This window comes from Pseudomonadota bacterium (assembly GCA_013285445.1).
Taxonomy (GTDB): Bacteria; Pseudomonadota; Gammaproteobacteria; order Xanthomonadales; family Wenzhouxiangellaceae; genus Wenzhouxiangella.
The window spans coordinates 3,470,221-3,494,817 of the sequence record CP053448.1; the positions used below are offsets into that span (position 1 = coordinate 3,470,221).

Consider the following 24,597-nt stretch of genomic DNA (forward strand, 5'->3'; position numbering starts at 1 on the left):
CCGGTTACCGGGCGCACCTTGAAGGTCGCCCGGTTTTTTCATCTGCCGCCGGAACAACAACACGCGGTGGTAAACTCCAATGCCGTTTTCCGGCCGCTGGCACATGACTGAAGCGAGTTCATCAACCCGCTGGCTTGGCGCCATCCATCGTGCCTGGCTCTCGTTGCTGCAGCGCATCCTGCACTGGTGGGTGCGCGCCACGGTGCTGCCCGAGGAACTGTCCGATCTCGCTATCGACCCCGAACGACCGGTGTTCTACGCGCTGGACACCTATGCACTGTCCTCGCTGCTGATTGTCGAGCGGATCTGCCAGCAGCTCGGCTGGCCACGGCCGAGCGCGGCGTTTGAATGGGGCGGCGTGACGCTGCCGCGCAGCTACACCGCCAGCCGTCGGTTCGGCGGCTTCATCATTCGCCGGCCGCAGCGACGGCGCCATCCCGAAATGCTGCGCCAGCTCATCAAGGCGGGCTCGGACGGCGATCTCGACGCGACCCAGATCGTGCCGGTCACCGTGCTGCTCGGGCGTGCGCCGGACAAGGAAGACAGTATTTTCAAGATTCTGTTCTCCGAGAACTGGGGCGTCGGCGGACGCCTGCGCCGTCTGTTCAGCACCCTGGTCAACGGGCGCGCGACGCTGGTCCAGTTCGGCAAGCCGGTTCGCCTGGGTGAACTGCTCCGCGACACAGACAGTCCCTCGCAGGCAGTCGGCCGCGCCAGTCGTCTCCTGCGGGTTCATTTCAAGCGCGTGCGCACCGCAGCCATCGGTCCGGACCGATCGCACCGGCGCACGCTGGTCGAGCGCGTCATCCGCAGCCAGCCCGTGCAGCAGGCCATCGCGGCCAAGGCCCGCCGCGATGACATCAGCGAGGAAAAGGCCGAGCTGATCGCGCGCAAGTACGCGCACGAAATCGCCGCCGACTATTCCTACGCCTTCGTGCGCATCGCCGATCTGCTGCTGACCTGGTTCTGGAGCCGCATCTACCGGGGCGTGGCGGTACACCATTTCAGCGCGTTCCGCGAGCTTGCAGGCGGCCACGAGATCGTCTACGTGCCCTGCCACCGCAGCCACATGGACTACATGCTATTGTCCTACATCCTCTATCACCGGGGATTCGTGCCGCCGCATATTGCCGCCGGCGTCAACCTCAACATGCCGCTGATTGGCCCGCTGCTGCGGCGTGGCGGCGCCTTTTTCCTGCGCCGCTCCTTTCGCTCCCAGCCGCTCTATGCCGCCGTATTCAACCAGTACGTGACCCTGATCCTCGATCGCGGCGTGGCACTGGAGTATTTCATTGAAGGCACGCGATCACGCACGGGTCGCCTGCTGCCGCCACGTGCCGGCATGCTTTCGATCACGGTACGCGCCTTCCTGCGCAATCCCGGCCGGCCCATCCTGTTCCAGCCGGTCTATATCGGCTACGAGCGACTGGCCGAGGGCAACTCGTACATCTCCGAGCTCTCCGGCCGGCAGAAAAAACCCGAATCGCTGTCTGACCTGCGCAACATTATCAACATCCTGCGCAAGAACTACGGCGAGGTCAACGTCAGTTTCGGCGCGCCCATCGAACTCAACGAACTGCTCGACGCACACCATCCCCAGTGGGCCGAGGAATCGGCCAACGGCAACCAGAAACCGCTGTGGCTGAGCCGGCTGATCGATGACCTGGCCGAGCGCATCATGGTCAACATCAACTGTACGGCCGACGTCAATCCGGTCAACCTGCTCGCCACCGCACTCCTGGCCAGCCGCAAGCATGCCCTGGACGAGGACGATCTGGAACGGATGATCGGCTTGCTCAAGGATGTTATCCGCCTGACCGCATACTCCGACCGCATTACCGTCACCCGCATGACCCCCGGCCAGGTGATCGAATACGGCCTCGAACTGGGTATCGTCGAACGCAAACCGCACCGCCTCGGCAGCATCATCTCGACGGACCCGACACGGGCGGTGCTGCTGACCTATTTCCGCAACAACTCCGCCCACCTGCTGGCCATCAGCGCCTGGATTGCCTGCTGCTTTCTCAACACCCAGCGGGTCAAGCGTCGGCGCCTGCTCAATCTCAGCCGGACCGTTTACCCGTTCATTCGGCGCGAGCTGTTTCTGGCCTGGCCGGCCGAGGACATCGACCCGGTCGTCGATCGCTGCATCGAAGCACTGGTCGAGCTCGGGTTGTTGCGGTCGTCCGGTGACGTACTGGCGCGCGCACCGGGTGGCAGCGATGAAAGCTACTACCTGCGCTTGCTCGGGCACTCGCTGCTTCAGACCTTCGAGCGCTACTTCATTACCGTGGCAGTCCTGGTCAAGAACGGTTCCGGCCGCCTGCATCGGCGCCAGCTCGAGCAGTTGTGCATTCTCAGCGCCCAGCGCATCTCGCTGCTGCACGAATTCGAGGCGCCCGAGTTCTACGATCGCACGCTGTTTCGTCAGTTCATCGAATCGCTGTTCGAGACCGGCTTTCTCGGCCGCGACAATGATGGGCTGCTGATGTTCGGCAGCAAGCTGGAAACCTTCGCGCGCGACGCCAAGCTGATCCTGGCCAAGGAAATCCGGCACGCCATCATCCAGGTCACCCCGCAGCTGCTCGAGGTCGACAAGGCTGATGGCAAGCGCTAAACCCGCCTGATTCACCACCCGCTTTACTGCGACACCGCCAGACCGCGCATCTGCGCCGTTTCAGTCGGAAAAGCCACAGATCGCGTGGTGCAAAATGCGTGAGGGGGATACACCAGGTTCAGGCGTCAAGATCCGGTATCAGCTTGCTTTCCCAGTAGGCGATCTGATCGCGCAGCCTGAGCTTGCGTTTTTTCAGGCGCCTGAGCTGAAGCTGGTCCGTGGCCGGATGATCGGCAATCAGCGCTATCGCCTGGTCCAGGTCGCGATGTTCCTGGCGCAAGGCCAGCAGTCGCCTTTCGATCTCGGCAGGATCCGTCGGCATCCCGGCAAGCCTCGCTGTGATTGCTATACAATGCCCGGCCAAAGCTCAACGTCGCCGAGGCCGGATGGCAGCCCGCATACCTTCCTTGACCGCGATCGAAGCACCGCTTTCCGGGGCACGGGCACGCAAGGAGAAATATAACACCAACAAGCTGATCAAGCGCCTCAGGCGCCAGGTCGGCCAGGCAATTGCCGATTTTCAAATGATCGAGCCGGGCGACCGGATCATGGTCTGCCTGTCCGGGGGAAAAGACTCCTACGCCATGCTCGACCTGCTGCTGTGGCTGCAGCAGTCGGCCCCGATCGATTTCGAGCTGGTCGCGGTCAACCTCGACCAGAAACAGCCGGGCTTCCCCAGCCATGTCCTGCCCGAATACCTTGACGGACTGGGCGTGAAGTGGCATGTCATCGAAAAGGACACCTACTCGATCGTTCAGCGCGTCGTGCCCGACGGCAAAACGACCTGCGGGCTGTGCTCGAGGATACGTCGCGGCACACTCTACGAGTTCGCCCGACGACATGGAATGACGCGAATCGCCCTGGGACACCACCTCGACGACATCGTCGAGACCTTCTTCCTCAACCTGTTTCACGGCGCGGCGCTCAAGGCCATGCCGCCGAAGCTGCTCAGCGACGATGGCCAGAACGTGGTCATCCGGCCGCTGGCCTATTGCCAGGAGCGTGATCTGGAGCGCCTGGCCGAGGCACGCGGCTATCCCATCATTCCCTGCAATCTTTGCGGTAGCCAGGCCAATCTGCAGCGCCAGCAGATCAAGCACATGCTGGCCGAATGGGAACAGATCCAGCCCGGTCGCAAAATGTCGATCTTCCGCGCGCTGGGTCGCGTGGCATCGTCGCAGCTGTTTGACCGGGAACTGTTCGATTTCGCCGCACTCAGCAAGCGCTGACCCGCTCGTCCGGAGCGCGACGGCCGGATGCAACGACCGCGCGATAAGTGCGCGGCCAGTGCGCCGGGTCGTCGAGCCAGCGCAAGGCAGGGCCGAGGCATCCTGATCGTCGACAGACAGTGACTTCAGGCACTGGTGCAGTCGGGGCAACCCGGATTAGTCTGATCCGGAACAACCCGGAGAAACATCATGTTCAATCGGCTTTTTTCGGTTTTTCTTATTCTCGGCCTGCTGGCAGCAGGATGCGGAGCGGTCAATCGCTCGGTCAGCATTCCTGACGGCACCGAGCTTGACGATAACGTCACCAATATCAACGGCTCGATCACCATCGGCCGAGACTGCCGGATCAACGGCAAGATTCGCAACGTCAACGGCCAGGTGCGCATCAGCGAGAACGCCCGGGTCGGGCAGGTCAGCAACACCAATGGCTCGATCAGCATTGCCAGCGGCGCCCGGACCGGCGCCATTGGCAATACCAACGGCCGCATTCGACTGGCCGACAGCGTACGGGTCGAGGGCGGCGTCGTCAGCACGAACGGCCCGGTCGAGACCGGTGCCGAGGTGCACGTGGACGGCGACATCCAGACCGCCAACGGCCGTATTCGCACCGGGACGGGGAGCGTGATCACCGGCGAGGTCGAGACGACCAACGGCAGCATCGAACTGGTTGGCACCGAAGCAGCCGGCGTGAGCGGCGCTAATGGCTCGATCGAGCTTCTTGACGGTACGCGTATCGCCGGCGATGTCTACGTGCGTCGCCCGTCGGGCAGCAACTCAAGCAGCAGGCTGCCGCGCGTGGTCATCGGCGCGGATACGGTCGTCGAGGGCACGCTGCAGTTCGAGCGCGACGTCGAGCTCTACATCCACGAAACAGCGCGCACCGGGCAGGTCATCGGCGCCGAGCCGATCAGGTTCAGCGGCGACTCGCCCTGAGCGGTCGATGAATCAGTCGTAAACCTGCCCCTGGTGGCGGATCCATCCGCCACTACCGGGCTGTTCAGGGTCATGGTAAGTGTGTGAAATCACGCCGCCCCGGCCGTTGAACTGGTAGCGCCCCTGAAAAGCGATGGTATCGCCGTCACTGAGCGGAATACGGTCCGACTGGCTCAGCGAGTGACGAATGATCACGGCAAGCTGCTGGTCGCCAACGCGCACGACCATGCGCTGATGTGGCTCACCGGCAATGGTTTCGTCACCGATAGCCTGCGCAACCACGCCGTGACCGCTGACCCAGACGCCCGTGCGGCCCTCCTCGAAAGCGGCGAGCAGCCGGTCATTGGGCGGCAGGTCTTCGCCACCGCCACAGCCGGCCACGCCACAGACCATCAATATGATCAAAACGACGCGAGATGTCGTGACCATAGACTACCCCTTGTTGATTTTCCTGAAGAATAGCAGATTTATCCACAGGAAAAAATCAACGGGCTCAAAGGACTGGTCAGTGCTTGACCGGCCCTTGCTCAGGCCGACAGCCCCGAGGCAGAAAGCTGTGCGCCAGGGGGACAACCCGAAACGACTTGCCTGCACAAGCAGCCAGCCGGTGTCCGGCGGCTGCGCCCTGGCCCGGGCGGTCAGCGCTTGAGCTGTTTGCGCATCCGCTCCAGTGCGGCGAGCTGTGCCATCGCTTCGGCCAGCTGGGCCTGGGCCTGGGCGACTTCCATGTCGGCGGAGCGATCCGACAGCGCGCGTTCGGCCTCTTCCTTGGCCTTGAGCGCGGCGGCTTCGTCCAGGTCGCCGGCGCGCAGGGCGGTGTCGGAAAGCACGGTCACTACGTGCGGCTGGACTTCGAGCAGTCCGCCGGAGATGTAGTAGAACTCCTCGCCGCCTTCGGGCAGCATCACCCGAACCTGGCCGGGCTTGAGCCGGGTCAGCAGCGGGGCATGCCGTGGCGCGATGCCCAGTTCGCCCTCCTCGCCGGTAACCACGACCATGGCGGCCTCGCCCGAGAAGATCTCGGCCTCGGCGCTGACGATGTCGCAGTGAATCGTGGAGGCCATTTATGCTGCCTTCTCGGCCATCTTCTCGCCCTTCTCCACGGCCTCCTCGATGGTGCCGACCATGTAGAAGGCCTGCTCGGGCAGGTGGTCGTACTCGCCGTCGACGATGCCCTTGAAGCCGCGGATCGTGTCCTTGAGCGACACGTAGACGCCCGGCGAGCCGGTGAACACTTCGGCGACGAAGAACGGCTGCGAGAAGAAGCGCTCGACCTTGCGCGCGCGGGCGACGGTCAGTTTGTCCTCTTCGCTCAGCTCGTCCATGCCGAGGATGGCGATGATGTCCTTGAGTTCCTTGTAGCGCTGCAGCGTGCCCTGCACCTTGCGCGCGACGTCGTAGTGTTCCTGGCCGACCACCAGCGGGTCGAGCTGGCGCGAAGTCGAGTCGAGCGGGTCGACGGCCGGGTAGATGCCCAGCTCGGCGATCTGGCGCGACAGCACCACGGTCGCGTCGAGGTGGGCGAAGGTCGTGGCCGGCGACGGGTCGGTGAGGTCATCGGCCGGGACATAGACGGCCTGAATCGAGGTGATCGAGCCGGTCTTGGTCGAGGTGATGCGCTCCTGCAGGGCGCCCATTTCCTCGGCCAGGGTCGGCTGGTAACCCACTGCCGAGGGCATGCGGCCGAGCAGCGCGGAGACCTCGGTGCCGGCCAGGGTGTAGCGGTAGATGTTGTCGATGAACATCAGCACGTCGCGGCCTTCGTCGCGAAAATATTCAGCGATGGTCAGGCCCGACAGGGCCACGCGCAGACGGTTGCCCGGCGGCTCGTTCATCTGACCGAACACCAGCGCAACCTTGTCGAGGACGTTGGAGTCCTTCATCTCGTGGTAGAAGTCGTTGCCCTCGCGGGTGCGCTCACCCACGCCCGCGAACACCGAGTAGCCGGAGTGCTCGATGGCGATGTTGCGGATGAGCTCGAGCATGTTGACCGTCTTGCCCACGCCGGCGCCGCCGAACAGGCCGACCTTGCCGCCCTTGGCGAACGGGCAGATCAGGTCGATGACCTTGATGCCGGTCTCGAGCAGTTCGTTGCTGGCCGCCTGCTCGTCGAAGGCCGGCGCCTGGCGGTGAATCGGCCAGCGCTCGTCTTCGCCGATCTCGCCGGCCTCGTCGATCGGGTTGCCCATCACGTCCATGATCCGGCCCAGGGTCTGCATGCCGACCGGCACGCTGATCGGCTTGCCCGTGTTGGTGACCGGCAGATGACGGGTCAGACCGTCGGTCGAGCCCAGCGCGATGGTGCGCACCACGCCGTCGCCGAGCTGCTGCTGGACTTCCAGCATCAAGTCCTTGCCGTCAACGGTCAGGGCGTCGTAGACGTTGGGCACTTCGCCACGCGGGTACTCCACGTCCACGACGGCGCCGATAATCTGAACAATCTTTCCGGAACTCATGCTTCAACCTCAGTGTTTGGATGGCTGCGCCCGTTTTGAACCCAGCCGCATTTTCAATTTATCTCAAGTGCCTGGCGCGCGGTCAGACCGCGGCGGCACCGCCGACAATCTCTGAAATCTCCTGCGTGATCGAGGCCTGCCGCGCCTTGTTGTAGGCCAGCTGCAAATCGTCGATCAGGTCGCTGGCGTTGTCCGACGCGCTTTTCATGGCGACCATGCGCGCGGCCTGTTCGCTGGCCACGTTCTCCAGCGCCGCCTGGTAGACCAGCGACTCGACGTAGCGCGTGAGCACGTCATCGAGCAGCTGTTCGGCATCGGGCTCGTAGAGGTAGTCCCAGTACTTCAACATGGGCTCGTCCTCGGTCGGCGGCAGCGGCAGCACCGGCTCGGCCACGGACTTCTGGGTCATCGTGTTAATGAACTGGTTGTAGCACAGGTAGACGCGATCGATCTCGCCTTCCCGGTAGCCGTCAAGCACCACCTTGATCGAGCCGATCAGGTCCTCGAGCCGCGGCCGCTCGCCCAGGTCCTGGGTGGCCGCCGAAACGTCCACCTTCAGGCGCCGGAAGAACTGCGCCGCCTTGCGACCGATCAGCACCGTGGTGACGCCCACGTCCTGCTCCTGCCACTGGCGGAACTCGCCCAGCAGGGTGCGGAACAGGTTGTTGTTCAGGCCGCCGCACAGGCCACGGTCGGTCGCGATCACCACATAGGCCACACGCTTGATGTTTTCTCGCTCGACCGTGAAGGGGTGGCGGTACTCGGGGTTGGCATGGGCCAGGTGGCCGATGACCTGGCGCATCATGCGCGCGTAGGGCCGCGAGGCCTCCATGCGATCGGTGGCCTTGCGGATCTTGCTGGCCGAGACCATCTCGAGCGCACGGGTGACCTTGCGCGTGTTCTTGACGCTCTTGATCTGGCCGACGATTTCTCTTGATCCGCTCATATGACTCTCAGTGTCCTGTTGGCTCTTTGAAGCCGCTTACCAGCTGCCCGTCTTCTTGAACTCGTCGCAGGCGGCCTTGAGCTCGTCCTTGAGCTCGTCGTTCCAGTCGCCCTTGTCGTTGATCCTGTTCATCAGGTCTGCGTGGCTGCTGTTCATGTAGTCGCGCAGCGCGGCCTCGAAGTCCGTGACCTTGTTCAGCGGCAGATCATCGAGATAGCCCTCGTTGCCGGCAAACAGGCTGACCGCCATTTCGGCCACCGACAGCGGCGTGTACTGCGGCTGCTTCATCAGCTCGGTGATGCGCTGGCCGCGCTCGAGCTGCTTGCGGGTCGACTCGTCGAGATCGGAGGCGAACTGCGAGAAGGCCGCCAGCTCGCGATACTGGGCCAGCGCCAGGCGCACACCGCCGCCGAGCTTCTTGATGACTTTGGTCTGGGCCGAGCCACCAACGCGCGAGACCGACAGGCCGGCGTTGATGGCCGGACGGATGCCGGCGTTGAACAAGTCGGTCTCCAAAAAGATCTGGCCGTCGGTAATCGAGATGACGTTGGTCGGCACGAACGCGGACACATCGCCGGCCTGGGTCTCGATGATCGGCAGGGCGGTCAGGGAACCGGTCTTGCCCTTGACCTCGCCGTTGGTCTTCTTCTCGACGAAATCGGCGTTCACGCGCGAGGCGCGCTCGAGCAGACGCGAATGGAGATAGAAAACGTCGCCCGGGTAGGCTTCACGGCCCGGCGGACGACGCAACAGCAGGGAAACCTGGCGATAGGCCCAGGCCTGCTTGGTCAGGTCGTCGTAGACGATCAGGGCGTCTTCGCCGCGATCCCGGAAGTACTCGCCCATAGCGCAGCCGGCATAGGGGGCGATGTACTGCAGCGCGGCCGAGTCGGACGCGTTGGCGGCCACCACGATGGTGTGTTCCATCGCGCCGTGTTCTTCGAGCTTGCGTACCACGGCGGCCACCGAGGACGCCTTCTGACCAATGGCAACGTACACGCACTTGATGCCCTTGCCCTTCTGGTTGATGATCGCGTCGATCGCCACGGCCGTCTTGCCGGTCTGGCGGTCACCGATGATCAGCTCGCGCTGACCGCGGCCGATCGGCACCATCGAATCGATCGACTTCAGTCCGGTCTGGACCGGCTGGTCGACGCTCTGGCGGGCGATCACGCCCGGCGCGATCTTCTCGATCGGCTCGCTGTGGTCGGTGTCGATCGGGCCGTTGCCGTCGATCGGGTTGCCCAGCGAGTCCACCACGCGGCCGAGCAGGGCTTCGCCCACCGGCACTTCGAGGATGCGTCCGGTGCAGCGGACCGTGTCGCCTTCGTTGATGTGGGTGTAGTTGCCCATCACGACGGCGCCGACCGAATCGCGCTCGAGATTGAGCGCCAGGCCATAGGTGTCGCCCGGAAACTCGATCATCTCGCCCTGCATGGCGTCGTCCAGGCCGTGCAGGCGGCAGATGCCGTCGGACACGCTCACCACCGTACCTTCGGTGCGCGCTTCGGAGGAGACTTCGAACTGCTCGACGCGCTTGCGAATCAGTTCGGAAATTTCAGTCGGGTTTAGGGTCTGCTGCATTTTTTGCAATCCTTGAACATTCAATTCATTCCGGTCACCGACCCGTCAGGCGGTCGCGACCGATTCGTTTCAGGCGTTGATTCGCCGGCCCAGCTGCTCGAGACGGCCGCGTACGCTGCCGTCGATCACCTTGTCGCCGGCACGGATGACCGCGCCGCCGATCAGGGACTCGTCGACTTCGACATGCAACTCCACCTCTCGTCCGAATCGCGCCTTGAGGCGCTCCGCGAGCTTGTCCGATTCCGGGCAGTCCATCGGCCTGGCCGAAAATACCTCGACCTTGATGCGATGCTCGGACTCGCGCCGGTACTGCTCGTACTGCGAGGCGATATCAGGCATCAACTCGAGGCGGCCGTTGGCGATGACCACCTTCAGAAAGTTGATAAACGACTCGTCAAACTTGTCCTGGCCGACGCTGGAGATCAGTTCCAGGAGTCGTTCGCCACCGACTCGCGGGTCACCGGAGAGGTAGTGGAGTTCGTCCGTACCGGCAATCTCGGAGGCCAACGCAAGCGCTTCGCTCCAGCGATCAATCGCATTGGCATTGCGCGCCGCCTCGAAGGCGGCACGGGCATAGGGCCGGGCGAGTGTCGTCCGATTGAGCATGAATTACAGCTCCGCGGCCAGCTTGTCGAGCATCTCGCGATGCTGTTTGTCGTCAATCTCTTTCTCGATGACGCGGCCAGCGCCGGCCATGGCCAGCTCGGCGACGCGCTCGCGCAGCGCTTCCCGGGCCTGGTTGGTCGCCTGGCGAATTTCCGCCTCGGCCGCCTGCACCTGCCGATCGCGCTCGGCAATGGCATCCTGCTTGGCCTGTTCGATGAGCTGATTACCGCGCTGACTGGCCTGTTCGATGACTTCGCCTGCTTTACGGCGCGCCTCGCGAATGATCTGCTCGGCCTCAGCGTTGGCCTTGTCCAGCGCCTGCTCGGCTTCTTCAGAATGCGCCAGACCCTCGGCGATCTTGCGCCGGCGCTCTTCCATGGCCTGAGTCAGCGGCGGCCAGACGTACTTCATCGTGACCAGCACCAGCACCAGGAAGGTGCCGGCCTGGCCGATCAGGGTGCCTAGCGAGACATCCATAGCGTTCCCCTGCAGTTATCCGCGATTGGTTTGAGGTCGATGGTCACTCGCGCCGATCAGCTGCCCAGGGCAGCCAGCAGCGGGTTGGCGAACAGCAGCAGGGCGGCAAACGCCACACCGATGATCGACAGGGCGTCGAGCAGACCGGCGATGATGAACATGCGCACCTGCAGCATACCGGCCAGCTCCGGCTGGCGGCTGGCGCCTTCGAGAAACTTGCCGCCAAGCAGGCCGAAGCCGATACCGGTACCAAGGGCGGCAAAGGCAAAGATCAGACCGACGGCAATGGCGGTGCTGGCCTGGATTTGTGCAATTACTTCCACTTTCGTTCTCCTGGTTTAGTGCTGTTTGAGCTTGGGTTGCGTAATGATCGAATCAGTGTTCTTCATACGCCAGCGACAGATAGACAATCGTCAGCGTCATGAAAATGAAGGCCTGCAGCGGCACCACGAGAATGTGGAACACTGCCCAGGCGCCGCCGGGGATAAACTGGATCCACCACGGCAGCATGGCAATCAGGATGAAGATCAGCTCGGCGGCATACAGGTTGCCGAACAGTCGCAGCGCCAGAGAAACCGGCTTGGCGATCAGCTCGACGAGGTTGAGCAGGATGTTGGCCGGCCACAGCAGCGGGTTCTTGCCGAAGGGATGGAACAACATTTCCTTGCCGAAGCCGGCCAGGCCCTTGCCCTTGACCGAGTAAATCAGGATCAGCGCCAGTACCGACAGCGACAGGGCGAACGGCGCGTTGACGTCGGCCGACGGCACCACGCGCAGGTAATCCAGTCCCATCGTGCTCGCGAGCAACGGCAGGTAGTCGACCGGGATCAGGTCCATGACGTTCCACAGGAACACCCACACGAAGATCGTCAGCGCCAGCGGGGCGACGAACTGGCGCGGGCCGTGGAAGCTTTCCTTGACCGAGTTGTCGACGAAATCGACCAGCACCTCGACGAAATTCTGCAGCTTGCCTGGCACGCCGGCCGTGGCCCGGCGGGCAGCCAGCCACATGAACAACAGCATGGCGGCGCCCAGAACCACCGAGAAGAACAGCGTGTCGACGTGGAAAGTCCACAGCCCCTCGCCCACCTTGAGATGCTCGAGGTGGTGCGAAACGTATTCGGTCGGCGAAGTTCCGGCTGCTGCGACTGCAAAACTCACGATCAGGTCGTCCTTGCTCTCAAATCATCACTCAGGCTGTGCGCCCCAGGCGCAGCAGCGCAATCCAGTAAGCCAGCACGGTGGCCACGTATCCAGTCAGTATCGGCACAAAGTAGCCGGCGAACCACTTGGCGACGACGATGAACAGCACCGCCGCCAGCACCAGCTTGAGCGCCATGGCACGATAGAACGCTGCCATCATCCGCGACGGCTCGGCACTGCTCGAGCCCGCACCGGCCCGTAGCGCACTGACTGCTGTCAGCATCACGCCGATGCCACCGCCGACCAGTACGGCCAGTCCCTGCTCGACGCTGACCAGCAGGCCGAAGATGAGCGCGCCGATCACGCTGAGCATCGCCTGCACGCGGAGCAGCCAGGCCACGGTGTGGGCAAATCTCTCCTGCACCAGTCCGGTCCTTTGCCACATTCAACCGGCTCCGCCGACGCGTCTCCGGACCCACCCACGATCGTCACTTCGGCAAAAAAGCCACCGCCGATGCCCGAAGCATCACCGGTGGCCACAAATCCTGTCGATTATAGCAGGGTCAGAAAGCAGGCGGCAAGCCAATTGCCGGCCGCAGGTGAGGCTCAGAGCCCCTGGATGATCTCGAGGGTGAGGGGAAACCCGGCCTGCGGCTCTGTCAGTTCGGCCTCAATCGTGATCCGCTCACCATCACGCATCACCTCCAGGCTCGCCGTCTCACCGCTGCGGCCCAGCAACGCCAGGGCGATGTCAACCGGCCTCGAAACCGCCTCGCCGTCAATGCTGAGCACGACATCGCCATCTTCGAGGCCGAGCTCGTTACCGGAATCGATCCGCAGCACCACCACGCCATCGGCCGTGCCGAAGTAGCGCTCGAGACCGGCATGATTGCTAATCATGTCGCTGTGGCCGACCCGTCCGGGCAGGCCCGGGGGCAGCGGTGGCTTGGGAATGAAATCACCCTGTCTTTCGAGCACCCACACTTCCCGATCCATCTGTGGCGCGCCCGGCGCTGCCGGGCGGGGCGGGCCTTTGATGTCATGCGTGAGTACGCGGATATCACGGGCAGCAGAGGAGACCGTGACGTCCAGGCTGATGCGTTCGCCATCGCGCTCGATCTCGACCGGAACGGTGTCGCCGGCCTCGACGCCTTCCATCGGTTCACGCAAGCTGTCGGGCCGCGATGCATCGACCTCCTGGCCATTGATGGCGATCAGCCGGTCACCGGACCGGATACCGGCCTTGTCGGCGCCGCTGCCGGGCGTGACCGCGACGATTTGATTGGCATCGGCCTCACCACCCAGCAGCACGCCCAGGCGAGCCCGCCCCATGCCCAGACCCCGGACGACCCGGCGATGGATATGCTCTTCCAGTCTGGCCAGTTCGCCTTCCATGTCGTCGAGCGCTCTGAGCCGCTCGACGCGGATATCAATGGCTTCCGTGTCGGCCAGTTTGCGCTGGAGATGTGCCAGTTTCCGGGCGGCCTCGGCCACGTCGCGCCGGGCCTGCTCAAGCTCGGCCCTCAGGTCCTCTTGCTCGGCGGCTTGCTCGGGGGTCGTGGCGGCGTCGGCGTCGACCTGTGCCATCAGCATGGCCGGCGAGACCAGCATCAAGAACGTCAGGGCAATCAGTCGTTTCTGCATTGTCAGTACTCCTGTGGAAGTGGATTTAGGTTCAGATTCTGGCCAGCAGCATGTCGTGTCGCCAGCCGCCGTCGGCGTAGCGCTGATTGAGTTCGGCCAGCAGTTCAATGCGCTGCCGCCACAATTCAGGGTCGGTCGGGGCATGCGCCAGCTGTTCGTCCAGCCAGGCCAGCTCGGCCTCCAGCCAGAGCAGCGACTCGAGTTCGGTACCGTCGACCACGCTCCGGCGCTGATCGGACAGGCGGGCTTCTAGCCAGGCCGAGGTGGCCTGCAATTGGGCCAGCGTTACCTTGCTCGACCCCGTCGCAGCCTGCTGCACGCCGGCCGGGGGCGCCGGCAAACCGACAAACACGCTTGCCAGAACGATCACGGAAATGGCTGCGGCCAGCGCCGAGAGGCGCCGGACCAGGCGTCGTTTCCCGCGCCGGTCCAACTCGTCGGCAATAGCCGGCCAGAGGTCGTCAGGCGGACCGGATCGCTCCAGCCGGGTCAAATCAATGGGTTCATCCATGTTCCATGCTCCTGGCCGACTCCTCGCCAGCCGCTAATCGATTCCTGAGCTTCTCGCGCGCACGCGCCAACCTCGACTTCGACCAGGACACGGTCTGCCCGGCCAGCTCGGCGATCTCGGCGTGCTTCATGCCTTCGGCGTCGTGCAGCCAGACGACCTGGCGGTCGCGCGGATCGAGCATCCCGAAGGCCCGTTCCAGATCGAGGACCGAGTCGTGATCCCGGGACACCGAGGCCTCCTCGACCTGCGGCTGCTCACCGGCCTGCCGGCGATGCTGGTCCATGACCTGGTTGACCAGGATGCGGCGAAACCAGAAACCGAACTGCTCGGCCTGCCTGAGCTGGCCGACACGCTCGAAGGCCAGCACGAAAGCCTGCTGGACCGCATCCCAGGCGCGCGCCTCGCAGCCGCTGAGTCGAACCGCCAGGGTCCAGGCCGGCTGCGAGTACTGGCGGTAGACACGCTCCTGCGTGCGACGACAGCGCCGCTTGAGCGCCGCCAGGGCCAGGTCGTCGATGGGGCTGGAGAGGCTCATGTCGGTCTATAGACGTCCCGGCGGTCGAAAAGGTCGCAGCCGACGGGCAGTAACGCCGGGGAAGCCACCTGAAGAAGTAAAGCCTGCTTGACATAAAGTAAAGTCAGCATTACATTAAGTAAAGCATACTTTACATCAACGAACCTTTTCGGGTTCATGCAATGGAGCAAACCATGCCTTCGATGTCGTTTCAGGAAAAGAGCGCCTGGGGCACCCTGGCCAGCCTGCTGGTGATCGGCGCGCTGTATTTTTCTTCCGTGATCAATCTGTGGCGCGCCGAGCAGCTGCACATGGCCTCACTGTTCGGGCTGGCGGTGGGCTTCACCGTCCTGCTGACCGTCGTGCTGGTGGGCTTTCACCTCATCGTCGCGGCCATCTCGGGAGGCAGGGCCGCGGACGAAGACGAGCGAGATCGCCTGATCGCCTGGCGGGCCGGCCACATCAGCGGCATCGTGCTCGGTGTCGCCGTGGTCTCGGTCGTGTTCATGATCATTGGCGGCGGCATGGTCGGGGACCCGCTCTGGCAGGCGCCGGTGATCATTGCCAACGGCCTGATGGCCGCGGTGTTCCTGTCGACCGTGGTCGAGCTGGCGCTCACCGTCTGGTTCCACCGGCGGGGCATCTGACGTGGCCGGAAGCATTACCAACCGGGTGCGCGAACTGCGCCAGCGCGGGGAAGGCATGACGCAGCAGCAGCTGGCCGAGGCGGTCGGCGTCTCGCGCCAGACCATCATCGCCATCGAGTCCGGGCGCTACAACCCGTCGCTGGAAGTGGCGCTGAAGATCGCTCGCATCTTCGGCCAGCCGGTCGAATCGGCGTTCTGGCTGACCGGTGAGGCCTGACAGGCGTGTGCCGAACTCATCGCCGCCGGTGCTGCACGCACCAGATCGGGCGCGATGCCGGTTCACGGCGGCGCCGGGACCAAGGAACCGCGTCTTGTCCGGTCGCGGCGACCGATGTCAGCGCGTTCGACCAGCGACCGATACGGCACCCTGAGCAGCACCTGTTCGTAGAAAGTCAGATTGAAACCGTGCGAACCCGGCTCCGCATCCAGCACGCCAGCGTTCCAGATTGCTGCCACGGCCTGATCCCACAGCGGATGCGGATCATCCTCATATTGAGCGATTCGATGGATCGCCATCAGCAGGGAGAACGGAATGTCACTCCAGGCAACGCGCTGTCCGACCGGAATCCCCAGCTCGACGAATTCCGCAGCCAGGTTGTCGATCATGGCCACGGCGTAGGGCCGGTAGCGCGCCGCAAGTCGCCGATTGCCGCGATCCCGCAGGGCGGTGTAGGCAGCAACCATTGCCCAGGCGTTCATGCTGTGATACCAGGGCAGCGCATTGTGCCCGTCCCACATCCGGCCAGGCCGGCGAGCAACCGCCGCCAGGTCGGCAAAGCGCATGCCGTCCGTTCCGTCAACGACGCCATCGCCGTCCTGATCCATCAACACACCCGGGACAAGGTTTCGCTCCAGCCGGTCAACCATTGCCTCGCGAAATTCCGCGCGGCCGGTCCATTCGTACAGTTGGGCCAGCAACCAGATGGTCTTGGCCGTGTAGTTGTGGTTGGCCGACAGCGGCTGGGAGGCGGCCCAATCGCCGGCCAGCAGAGCGGATTCGGCGTAGGCCAGCGCGCGGACCGTGTCATCGACCCGCACTGCGGCCTCGATCATCATGCTGCCGACCCATCCGGTATCAAATGCTGAACCGCCGATATCGCCGCGAACGGCGACTGCACCGTCGGCGTCAATCCAGACATGATCTCGAACCGCGAAGCGCAACCCGGCGAAGCGCCCGCCGTCATAGCGCGGACAGCTATTCGGAAACCCGGCACACATCTGTTCGGTGATTTCACCGGCCACGCCGGTCAGCTCGCACCTGTAGTCGCCTTCAGAGAAGTAGTAGCCATAGACGCCTGCATCAGCAACCAGGGGTTCAGGCGCATGCTCGGGCGTGTACTGCTGATCGCGATAGAAATCGGCAATACGTATCAGACTTGCCGTTTCCTCCGGACTTGGCGCATGCTGCGCCCCGGCTTGCCATGCCGCCAGTGCAATCGGCGCCAGCGCCCGTCCGGGCAACGGACAACCCGGCGCCAGATCGGGCAGCCGGGTTTGGTATTGCGCATACCATACGGCGCCAATGTCGGCAGCATCGGGTGGACGAACATTCGGCCGGGAACGGGCCTGGGCGTAGGCGATTTCCGGGCACCCTACACGTTGGCCGCGGGCACGCTTGGCGGTATCGATCGCATGCTGAACACGATCTCGATCACCACTGAGCATGGCCCCCTGAATGGCCACGCGCCCGGCAGTGGACCCGTAAGGGTCGCCGCACGGCGGCTCGGGGGCCGGCCCGCCCAGACAGTAGACTGGCAGCAGGACCAGAGCCCACAATACTTGTCCATGCAGGCAATCTCGACACCAGCAGCGACGGACACATCCAATCATGATCAACTCATTCCGGGTGGGGTCAGATTTGGGTGACCGCTGACCATGATCGATAGGACAGCGCCGGCAACACCGGCCAGCACGGATTCAGTCATCGCTCACGTTGTCCTATCGTCGACGAGGCCGCAGCACTCATGAACATGGACCCAAAGCAGGGCGCCGAGCCCGATGAGATTCGTGCGCTGCTGAACAGCCATCACCAAGACGCCATGCACTGGGCGCTGGCATGCTGTCACTGGAACCGGGACGAGGCCGAGGACGTGCTGCATACGGCTTATGAACGTGTACTCAACGGCAAGGCGCGTTTCAACGGGCAGAGCACTTTTCGCACCTGGCTGTTCGGTGTCATCCGGAACTGCGCCAACGAGTCATTGCGCAGGCTCAAGCGCTGGGTCCTGAATCCGGCAAACCGGACGCCAGACGTTTCCGATCACCCCGACGCCGAGCTCGCAACCCGGCAGGCAGCGCGATTGGTCCGCCAGTCGCTGTGGCAATTGTCGGCAAGGCAGCGCGAATGCCTGACCCTGGTTTTTTACTGCGACATGACCATCGCGCAGGCTGCCGCTGTCATGCAGCTGCCGGTTGGCACCGCGCGGACGCACTACGCACGCGGAAAACAAAAGCTCGCCCGTCTGCTCAAAGGCTACGCCGATGGATGACAACAGCCGGATGATCAAACGCCATTTTCAGGCACTTCGAACCAACACCGACCACCTGGTGGCGCCGCTGGAGCGCGTGCTGACACCGCAGTCAATGCCGCAGCATCGCCGGGCCTGGCGTCTGAGCTGGTCCACGGCAGCGGCCATGGCGCTCGCGGCAATCGCCTGGCTGGCCACCACCGGGCCCGAGCCGTTGCGACTTGAAACCGGCCCGTTTTCCGGCCCGACCGATTTTCTGCTGGCCGATGCCCGACGAGACGATCTGTCGCGCACACCGTCTATTCATACTGTCAATACGGAGAAAACAGTCCATGACCAGCCCGACCTCTGACGACGGGCCTCGGCTCGCCCGCCGTGCCCGTCTCCTCTCGGCCCTGCCGCTGCTGCTGTTGCTGTCAGTGACGCAGCCCGCTCAATCGTCCAGTCTCGAAATGGCGCTCAGGATGCACATGGCTGCGCCGGAGACCGTCGTCCGGAAAGCGGACGCCATCGATCTGTCCCCGGCACATCAAACCCGTTTGCGCGAAATCGTGCGCCGCTCCCGCGCAGACATCACCGACCTGGAGCTGGACCTGATCGCCGCCCAGGAACGGCTGATCGAGACGATCCGGTCCGGCCTGTCAGACGAAGCAGCGATTCTTGAGCATTTCGACCGGGTCCTGTCACTGGAAAGCCGCATCAAGCATCGACACTTCGCAATGTGGCTTCGGGTCAACCAACTGCTTACCGACAAACAGCGCCAGCAGCTGCTCGAAGCCGTTGACTGAGCGGCCGCAACGAACCACTCGGCGAAGCGCCGGCTGAACCGGCCAGCGGTGGGACGGTGTCACTGTGTATCAGTCGTGCCGGCGGGGCGCAGCGGCTTACCGCCGAAACCGTTCCAGCAGGCCGTCGAGTTCGTCGAGACTGGTGTAGCGGATGGTGACCTGGCCCTTGCCCGAGCTCAAGTGCTTGACGCTGACCGGCGCACAGAGGGTTTCGGTCAGCTCCTGTTCCAGGCGTTCGATATCGGCCGACTTGCGCTCGGGCTTCGATTTCTTCGCCTCGGGCTGGCCTTCGCGCATGCGCCGCACCAGGGCCTCGGTCTGGCGTACCGACAGGTCTTTGTCGACCACCTCGCGCGCCGCGCGGATCTGGTCGGCGCGCTCCAGGGTGAGCAGGGCACGCGCATGTCCCATATCGAGCTCACGTCGGTCGACCAGCTCGCGAACCTCCGGCGCCAGCTCCAGCAACCGAAGCAGGTTGGTCACCGCCGCACGGGAGCGGCCGACTGAACGCGCCGCCTGTTCATGGGTCAGTTCGAACTCGTCGATCAGGCGGCGGATCGCACCGGCTTCTTCGAGCGGATTGAGATCCTCGCGCTGGATGTTTTCGATGAGCGCCAGCGCCAGCGTGGCCTCGTCGGCGATCTCACGCACCAGCGCGGGAATGGTGTTCAGTCCGGCCATGCGCGAAGCGCGCCAGCGCCGTTCTCCCGCGATCAGTTCAAAGCGGCCAGGCTGGGCCAACGGACGAACGACGACCGGCTGGACCAGCCCCTGCACCCGGATCGAGTCGGCCAGCTCCTGCAGCCGGTCCGGGTCCATGGCAGACCGGGGCTGGTAGCGCCCCGGCTCGATGACGTCGAGAGACAGCTCCCTGAGCCCCTCAAGCTGGCCGTCCAGGCTGGCACTCTCGGCCGCAGCGCGGGTCTTGCCAAGCAGGGAGTCCAACCCGCGACCGAGCGGTTTTTTCTTGCGCGAGGCAGCCATGGTCACTGCACCCCCTGGCGCCGCAGGTATTCGCCGGCCAGGCCCAGGTAGGCGATGGCGCCGCGCGAGTCGGGGTCGTACTGGATGACCGACTGACCATAGCTCGGCGCCTCGGCCACGCGCACGTTTCGCGGCACCACCGTCTCGTAGAGCTTGCTGCCGAAATGCTCGTGCAGCTGACGCGAGACTGCGCCGGAGAGATTGTTGCGAACGTCGTACATGGTGCGTACCAGCCCCTCGATTTCCAGTCCCGGGTTGACCGAACCCTGAATCTGCTCGATGGTGTTGAGCAGCGCGGTCAGCCCTTCCAGCGCATAGTACTCGCACTGCATCGGGATGAGCACCCGGTCGGCCGCCGTCAGCGCGTTGAGCGTAAGCACGTTGAGGGCTGGCGGGCAGTCGATGATGACGTGGTGGTAGCGGCCGGCCTCGCCGGCCAGCGCCTCGCGCAGAACGCCCGCCCGATCCTCGCGCTCCATCAGCGCCACTTCGGCAGCGGTCAGGTCGCCGTTGGCCGGCACCAGATCGAAACCCATGGCGGGCACCGGCACGATCGCCTCGGCCAGGCGACAGTCTCCCAGCAGCACGTCACACAGGGTGTCATCCTGTTCACCCAGCTCGATGCCGGAACCGGTGGTGGCGTTGCCCTGCGGATCGATATCGATCAGCAGCACCCGCCGTTTGAGTTCGGCCAGGCCAGCGGCCAGATTAAGTGCCGTGGTGGTCTTGCCCACGCCGCCCTTCTGATTGGTCACGGCCACGATACGGGCCCGTTTTTCGGTCATGATTGGTCCACGATGATCAAGCTGCGGGCGCCACCCGCGCCGGGAACGTCCAGTTCAATAGGCTCGACATTGTACGCGTTGGACAGGGCCTGGCACTCGGCAAACGGCAATCGACCCTTCATCGCCAACAGGGTTGCGCCAGCATCAAGCAGATGGCCAAGCTGGTCAACCAGGCGCGGCAGCGGCGCCAGCGCACGGGCCACCACGCAGTCTGGCGGCGGCTCCAGCGACAGTGTTTCCAGTCTTGCCTGGATCGGTTCGATGTTATTCAGCCGCAATTCCCGGCGCACCTGGTTGAGAAAGCGGATCTTCTTGCCGCTGCTGTCGACCAGCACGAAATGCCGTTGCGGACAGGCAATGGCCAGCGGCACTCCCGGCAGGCCGGCACCAGTCCCGGCATCCAGCACACGGCTGCCGCGAAGCCACGGCAGGATGCTCAGGCTGTCGAGCAAATGGCGATCAACCATCATCGGCAGCGCGCTGACCGCGGTCAGATTATAGGCCCGGTTCCAGCGCGCAAGCAGAGCCAGGTAGTCGAGCAGATGCTTGTGCTGGGCCGTCTCCAGCATCACCCCGAGAACGGCCAGACCGCGCCTGAGCCGCGCATCGAGCTCGATGGAACTCACGATTTGGCGCTCTTCCCGGTCTCGTCGGACAAGGCCGGCCCGGTGCCGGGCAGATTGGGCGGCGGCAGCTCGCGGTGGTGGTGACAGGCCACCCGGTGCCCGCCCTCGAGGGTCTCGAGCTCAGGCACCTCATCGCTGCAGCGCTGGGTGGCGTAGGGACAGCGGGTGCGAAACACGCAGCCGGAAGGCGGATCGAGTGGCGAGGGGATGTCGCCGGCAAGCGCGCGCCGGGCGCGCGCGCGCTCGGCCACCGGATCGGGAATCGGCACCGACTCGATCAGCGCCCGGGTGTAGGGGTGGCGCGGCTCATGGTAAATCTGCTCGCGATCCGCCAGCTCCATCACCTTGCCCATGTACATCACCAGCACCCGGTCGGAAACGTGGCGCACGATGGACAGATCATGAGCAATGAAGATCAGCGACAGCTGAAGCTTCTTCTGAAGGTCTTTGAGCAGGTTGACGATCTGGGCCTGTATCGACACATCCAGTGCGCTGACCGGTTCGTCGCAGACCACCAGACGGGGGTTGACCACCAGCGCCCGGGCGATGCCAACGCGCTGGCACTGGCCGCCGGAAAACTCGTGCGGGTAGCGGTTGATCTGGTCGGAGCGCAGACCAACCAGCTTCATGATACCGGTCACGCGCTCACGCACCTGCAGCCGTGACATCGACGGATAGAAGGTACGCAGGGGCTCGGCAATAATGACACCAATGGTCATTCGCGGATCGAGCGAGCCTTGCGGATCCTGAAAGATCAGCTGTATCTCGCGCCGCTTGCGCCGGAACTGCTCCTCGCTCATCTGCGCCAGATCCTCTCCCAGCCAGATGATCTCGCCGCGCTTCGGGCGCTGCAGCCCCAGTAACGCCCGGGCCAGCGTTGATTTGCCGCAGCCCGACTCGCCGACGATGCCCAGGGTCTCGGCGGGGAACACCTCGAAATCGATCCCGTCAACCGCTCGCACGGTGCGATAGTCATGCCTGAGCCAGCCGCCGGCATCAGCACGGAAGTGAACGGCCAGGTCACGCACCTGCAAGACGGGGTTGCGCATCAGCCGGCCTCCTGCTTCGTCGGCAAAGTGTCGAGATGGCAGCGCTTGAAACGACCGTCGGACACTGGCTCGAACGGGGGCAACTCGCGGCACTTGTCCCAGGCGTAGGCACAGCGATCCCGAAACGGGCAGCCGTCAGGCACTTCCAGCAGGTTGGGCGGATTGCCTGGAATGGCGTGCAGTATGCCGGAGTCATCGCGATCCAGACGCGGCACCGACGCCAGCAGACCCTCGGTATAGGGGGTGTTGCGGATCAGCAAACAGCGACTCGACGTCGGCCATTTCCATTTCCTGGCCGGCGTACATCACCAGCACGCGATTACACAGCCCGGCGACCACGCCGAGGTCGTGAGTGATCAGCAGGATGGCGGTCGACGACTGCTCGGACAGCTCACCCATCAGCGAGTTGATCTGCGACTGCACGGTGACATCCAGCGCCGTGGTCGGCTCATCGGCGATCAGCAGGTCAGGCTGGCACAGCAGCCCCATGGCGATCATCACGCGCTGGCACATACCACCCGAGAGCTCGTGGGGGAACTGGCGCATGCGCTGTTCCGGATCGCTCAGCCGGACCAGCCGCAGCATTTCGATGGCGCGTTCCCGGGCGCCGCGGCGTTTGAGATTGCGGTGGTGAGTCAGCACTTCGACGAGCTGATCGCCTATCGACATGTAGGGATTGAGCGAACTGACCGGGTCCTGGAAGATCATCGAGATCTTCGAGCCGCGCACACGCGTGAATTCCTGCAGCGACATGCCGAGGAGCTCCTGGCCACGGAACTTCACCGAACCGCTGGCATGGCCGTTCTCGGCCAACAGGCCTATTAACGCCAGCGCCGTCTGGGTCTTGCCTGAGCCCGACTCACCGACCAGGCCCAGCGTTTCGCCGGGTTCGAGATCGAAGCTGATGCCGTTGACGGCGTGCACCACGCCGTCGGGGGTGTCGAATGCAACGCTGAGGTTCCTGACTTCAAGCAGCGCCATGACAACTCGTCCTCATAGCCGATCCTTCGGGTCGAGCGCGTCCCCTGAGCCCATCGCCAAGGAAGTTGAAGGCAAACAGCGTCAGCGCCAGAAAGCTGGCCGGGAAAAGCAGCGACCACGGTGCGGTTTCAAGTTCCTGCGCGCCCTCGTTGACCAGCGCGCCCCAGGACGTCAGCGGTTCCTGCACGCCCAGGCCGAGAAAACTCAGGAAGCTCTCGACCAGGATCACCTGCGGGATGGTCAGGGTCACATAGACGATCACGACACCCAGCAGATTGGGCACGATATGACGGCGGATAACCTGCCATTCCGTGGCACCGCAGCGCGCGCGGCCTCGACAAAATCCTTGTTTTTCAGGCTCAGCGTCTGGCCCCTGACAATGCGCGCCATATCCAGCCAGTTGATTGCGCCGATGGCAATGAAGATCAGGAAGATATTGCGCCCGAACACCACCATCAGCAAGATGACGAAAAACATGAACGGCATCGCATAGACAGCATCGACGATCCGCATCATCACGTTGTCGACGCGCCCGCCGACGTAGCCGGTAAACGCACCCCAGCTCACGCCAATGACCAGCGAGACCAGGGTCGCGATCAGGCCCACCAGCAGTGAGATGCGACCGCCGATCATGGTGCGCACGAACAGATCCCGGCCGAGCGCATCGGTGCCGAATGCATGGCCGGTTTCGAGTGACGGCGGCGTCGAGTAGTGCTCCCAGTCTGGAATCTCGTGATCCCAGTCGCTGAGCACTGGTCCAATACTCACCAGTGTGATCATGACGATCAGGATAACCAGCCCGGCCACGGCCGCCTTGTTCCTGAGCAGCCGGTGCCAGGGCGTCGACATACAGCGAACGGCCCTTGACTTTCTCGCGCCGGTCCAGCGCCTGATCGAAGGCATCCCAGGTCACCTCGTTCATGTCCAGGACTCCAGCTCGTCGTCATACAGCGAATGCGCGGATCCAGCCAGGCATAGAGCAGATGAGCAGACCATGAAGTTCGGAACAGGACCTGATCAACACACCGTAAAGACCGACCACGCCCATCACCAGGTGTAGTCGCGGTTGAGTGCGCCCTGAACGAAATAGGAGCCAACCGGCTTGGGTATGGTAAAGATGCGGGTGCCGACCAGGACCGAGCCCGGTCACGATGGCGGCGGCGGCCGGGCCTAGGTAGGGAGAACCGGCAGAAAAGCAGGCCGGAGCGCATGCCGTCAAAATGGCCACCTTTCCGGCATGCCGCGCGTGGCGCTGCACCGTGCCGGATAAAGCTCGATCTGGCGCACCCTGATCATCGATCTGCGGCAATGTGCGATATAGGCCACCATAACGGCAGGCCCAAGGTCCACTGCCGGCCGCACCATGCTGCGATCGAGGGCTGGAACGCCCAGCCGCCGGCCGGTAGCTCAGCCCAGCGTGATGGCAAAGGCACCCGGGAATCAACGGCAGGTGCTGTGACGGGGATTAGGGCACCGGAAAATGCAAATCATGGCCACGCTCTCCATCACCGCATAAATCCGACGGCAGTTCTGTCGCCAGCACGACCAGGAACGCAATAAGCCGACACCAGCCAGCAAGGGCAGCGATCTGGCGCAGATGAGCCCCAGA

The 24,597-nt window shown here is 63.9% G+C and carries 27 protein-coding genes and 2 pseudogenes; 8 read left to right on the forward strand and 21 right to left on the reverse strand.

The features are described from left to right. The first annotated feature begins 79 nt into the window (after positions 1-79). A complete protein-coding gene (gene plsB / locus HND55_15290; protein QKK03895.1) occupies positions 80-2,617 on the forward strand; it encodes a glycerol-3-phosphate 1-O-acyltransferase PlsB in 2,538 nt (845 codons plus the stop codon). A 118-nt stretch (positions 2,618-2,735) separates the two neighbouring features. Here the strand turns inward: plsB and HND55_15295 are convergent, their stop codons facing one another. Further along, a complete protein-coding gene (locus HND55_15295; protein QKK03896.1) occupies positions 2,736-2,939 on the reverse strand; it encodes a DUF465 domain-containing protein in 204 nt (67 codons plus the stop codon). Positions 2,940-3,003: 64 nt separating this feature from the next. Between HND55_15295 and ttcA the strand changes: the two genes are divergently transcribed. Then, positions 3,004-3,846 (forward strand): tRNA 2-thiocytidine(32) synthetase TtcA, encoded by an 843-nt coding sequence (gene ttcA / locus HND55_15300; GenBank protein QKK03897.1) that lies wholly within the window; start codon positions 3,004-3,006, stop codon positions 3,844-3,846. 189 nt (positions 3,847-4,035) lie between these two features. Then, positions 4,036-4,779 (forward strand): hypothetical protein, encoded by a 744-nt coding sequence (locus HND55_15305; GenBank protein QKK03898.1) that lies wholly within the window; start codon positions 4,036-4,038, stop codon positions 4,777-4,779. 12 nt (positions 4,780-4,791) lie between these two features. Here HND55_15305 and HND55_15310 read toward each other — a convergent pair whose 3' ends face one another. The 13 genes from HND55_15310 to HND55_15370 form a co-directional block, all read right to left on the reverse strand. Continuing rightward, entirely contained in the window at positions 4,792-5,208 is a 417-nt protein-coding gene (locus tag HND55_15310; protein QKK03899.1) for a DUF3465 domain-containing protein, read from the reverse strand. Positions 5,209-5,417: 209 nt separating this feature from the next. After that, positions 5,418-5,843, reverse strand: coding sequence for a F0F1 ATP synthase subunit epsilon (locus HND55_15315; GenBank protein QKK03900.1), 426 nt, complete (start codon positions 5,841-5,843; stop codon positions 5,418-5,420). Continuing rightward, entirely contained in the window at positions 5,844-7,235 is a 1,392-nt protein-coding gene (atpD, locus tag HND55_15320) for a F0F1 ATP synthase subunit beta (GenBank protein ID QKK03901.1), read from the reverse strand. Between the two features lie 82 nt (positions 7,236-7,317). Further along, entirely contained in the window at positions 7,318-8,181 is an 864-nt protein-coding gene (gene atpG, locus HND55_15325; protein QKK03902.1) for a F0F1 ATP synthase subunit gamma, read from the reverse strand. Between the two features lie 36 nt (positions 8,182-8,217). After that, complete coding sequence (locus HND55_15330) at positions 8,218-9,765, reverse strand: F0F1 ATP synthase subunit alpha (GenBank protein QKK03903.1); 1,548 nt, start codon at positions 9,763-9,765, stop codon at positions 8,218-8,220. A 69-nt stretch (positions 9,766-9,834) separates the two neighbouring features. Continuing rightward, positions 9,835-10,371: a F0F1 ATP synthase subunit delta gene (locus HND55_15335; GenBank protein ID QKK03904.1), complete on the reverse strand. Its 537-nt coding sequence runs from the start codon at positions 10,369-10,371 to the stop codon at positions 9,835-9,837. Between the two features lie 3 nt (positions 10,372-10,374). Beyond that, a complete protein-coding gene (locus HND55_15340; protein QKK03905.1) occupies positions 10,375-10,848 on the reverse strand; it encodes a F0F1 ATP synthase subunit B in 474 nt (157 codons plus the stop codon). Positions 10,849-10,904: 56 nt separating this feature from the next. Further along, complete coding sequence (gene atpE / locus HND55_15345; GenBank protein QKK03906.1) at positions 10,905-11,171, reverse strand: F0F1 ATP synthase subunit C; 267 nt, start codon at positions 11,169-11,171, stop codon at positions 10,905-10,907. A 52-nt stretch (positions 11,172-11,223) separates the two neighbouring features. Further along, positions 11,224-12,009 (reverse strand): F0F1 ATP synthase subunit A, encoded by a 786-nt coding sequence (atpB, locus tag HND55_15350; protein QKK03907.1) that lies wholly within the window; start codon positions 12,007-12,009, stop codon positions 11,224-11,226. A 31-nt stretch (positions 12,010-12,040) separates the two neighbouring features. Further along, the gene (locus HND55_15355) at positions 12,041-12,436 is read right to left on the reverse strand and encodes a hypothetical protein (protein QKK03908.1); all 396 of its coding nucleotides are present in this window, start codon (positions 12,434-12,436) and stop codon (positions 12,041-12,043) included. A gap of 161 nt (positions 12,437-12,597) precedes the next feature. Then, complete coding sequence (locus HND55_15360) at positions 12,598-13,779, reverse strand: PDZ domain-containing protein (protein QKK03909.1); 1,182 nt, start codon at positions 13,777-13,779, stop codon at positions 12,598-12,600. Next, positions 13,667-14,146: a hypothetical protein gene (locus tag HND55_15365; protein QKK03910.1), complete on the reverse strand. Its 480-nt coding sequence runs from the start codon at positions 14,144-14,146 to the stop codon at positions 13,667-13,669. The genes HND55_15360 and HND55_15365 overlap by 113 nt, the downstream gene beginning before the upstream one ends. Next, positions 14,139-14,681: a sigma-70 family RNA polymerase sigma factor gene (locus HND55_15370; GenBank protein ID QKK03911.1), complete on the reverse strand. Its 543-nt coding sequence runs from the start codon at positions 14,679-14,681 to the stop codon at positions 14,139-14,141. Before HND55_15370 ends, HND55_15365 begins: the two co-directional genes overlap by 8 nt. 173 nt (positions 14,682-14,854) lie before the next feature. Between HND55_15370 and HND55_15375 the strand changes: the two genes are divergently transcribed. Both HND55_15375 and HND55_15380 read left to right on the forward strand, forming a co-directional pair. Continuing rightward, positions 14,855-15,307: a hypothetical protein gene (locus HND55_15375; protein QKK03912.1), complete on the forward strand. Its 453-nt coding sequence runs from the start codon at positions 14,855-14,857 to the stop codon at positions 15,305-15,307. Between the two features lie 55 nt (positions 15,308-15,362). Then, positions 15,363-15,524 carry a helix-turn-helix transcriptional regulator gene (locus tag HND55_15380; GenBank protein ID QKK04152.1) on the forward strand — a complete coding sequence of 54 codons (162 nt, stop codon included), beginning with the start codon at positions 15,363-15,365 and terminating at the stop codon, positions 15,522-15,524. A gap of 62 nt (positions 15,525-15,586) precedes the next feature. Here HND55_15380 and HND55_15385 read toward each other — a convergent pair whose 3' ends face one another. After that, positions 15,587-17,083: a hypothetical protein gene (locus HND55_15385; protein ID QKK03913.1), complete on the reverse strand. Its 1,497-nt coding sequence runs from the start codon at positions 17,081-17,083 to the stop codon at positions 15,587-15,589. Positions 17,084-17,271: 188 nt separating this feature from the next. On the opposite strand from HND55_15385, the gene HND55_15390 reads away from it, so the two are divergent. From HND55_15390 to HND55_15400, 3 genes are read left to right on the forward strand one after another with little or no spacing between them, the layout of a single operon-like run. After that, the gene (locus HND55_15390) at positions 17,272-17,796 is read left to right on the forward strand and encodes a sigma-70 family RNA polymerase sigma factor (protein QKK03914.1); all 525 of its coding nucleotides are present in this window, start codon (positions 17,272-17,274) and stop codon (positions 17,794-17,796) included. Beyond that, on the forward strand, positions 17,789-18,127 hold the full coding sequence (locus HND55_15395; GenBank protein ID QKK03915.1) for a hypothetical protein: 339 nt from the start codon (positions 17,789-17,791) through the stop codon (positions 18,125-18,127). The genes HND55_15390 and HND55_15395 overlap by 8 nt, the downstream gene beginning before the upstream one ends. Further along, positions 18,108-18,563: a hypothetical protein gene (locus HND55_15400; protein QKK03916.1), complete on the forward strand. Its 456-nt coding sequence runs from the start codon at positions 18,108-18,110 to the stop codon at positions 18,561-18,563. The genes HND55_15395 and HND55_15400 overlap by 20 nt, the downstream gene beginning before the upstream one ends. Before the next feature lie 96 nt (positions 18,564-18,659). On the opposite strand, the gene HND55_15405 is transcribed toward HND55_15400, so the two are convergent. From HND55_15405 to HND55_15430, 6 genes and pseudogenes are all read right to left on the reverse strand, one after another. After that, entirely contained in the window at positions 18,660-19,547 is an 888-nt protein-coding gene (locus tag HND55_15405; protein ID QKK03917.1) for a ParB/RepB/Spo0J family partition protein, read from the reverse strand. A gap of 2 nt (positions 19,548-19,549) precedes the next feature. Then, positions 19,550-20,332 carry a ParA family protein gene (locus tag HND55_15410; protein QKK03918.1) on the reverse strand — a complete coding sequence of 261 codons (783 nt, stop codon included), beginning with the start codon at positions 20,330-20,332 and terminating at the stop codon, positions 19,550-19,552. Then, entirely contained in the window at positions 20,329-20,958 is a 630-nt protein-coding gene (gene rsmG / locus HND55_15415; GenBank protein ID QKK03919.1) for a 16S rRNA (guanine(527)-N(7))-methyltransferase RsmG, read from the reverse strand. Before rsmG ends, HND55_15410 begins: the two co-directional genes overlap by 4 nt. After that, the gene (locus HND55_15420; protein QKK03920.1) at positions 20,955-22,007 is read right to left on the reverse strand and encodes an ATP-binding cassette domain-containing protein; all 1,053 of its coding nucleotides are present in this window, start codon (positions 22,005-22,007) and stop codon (positions 20,955-20,957) included. Before HND55_15420 ends, rsmG begins: the two co-directional genes overlap by 4 nt. Then, a pseudogene (locus HND55_15425) lies at positions 22,007-22,988 on the reverse strand (ATP-binding cassette domain-containing protein). Before HND55_15425 ends, HND55_15420 begins: the two are co-directional and overlap by 1 nt. A 12-nt stretch (positions 22,989-23,000) precedes the next feature. Continuing rightward, positions 23,001-23,768 (reverse strand): annotated as a pseudogene (locus tag HND55_15430) (ABC transporter permease subunit). Positions 23,769-24,597: the final 829 nt, after the last annotated feature.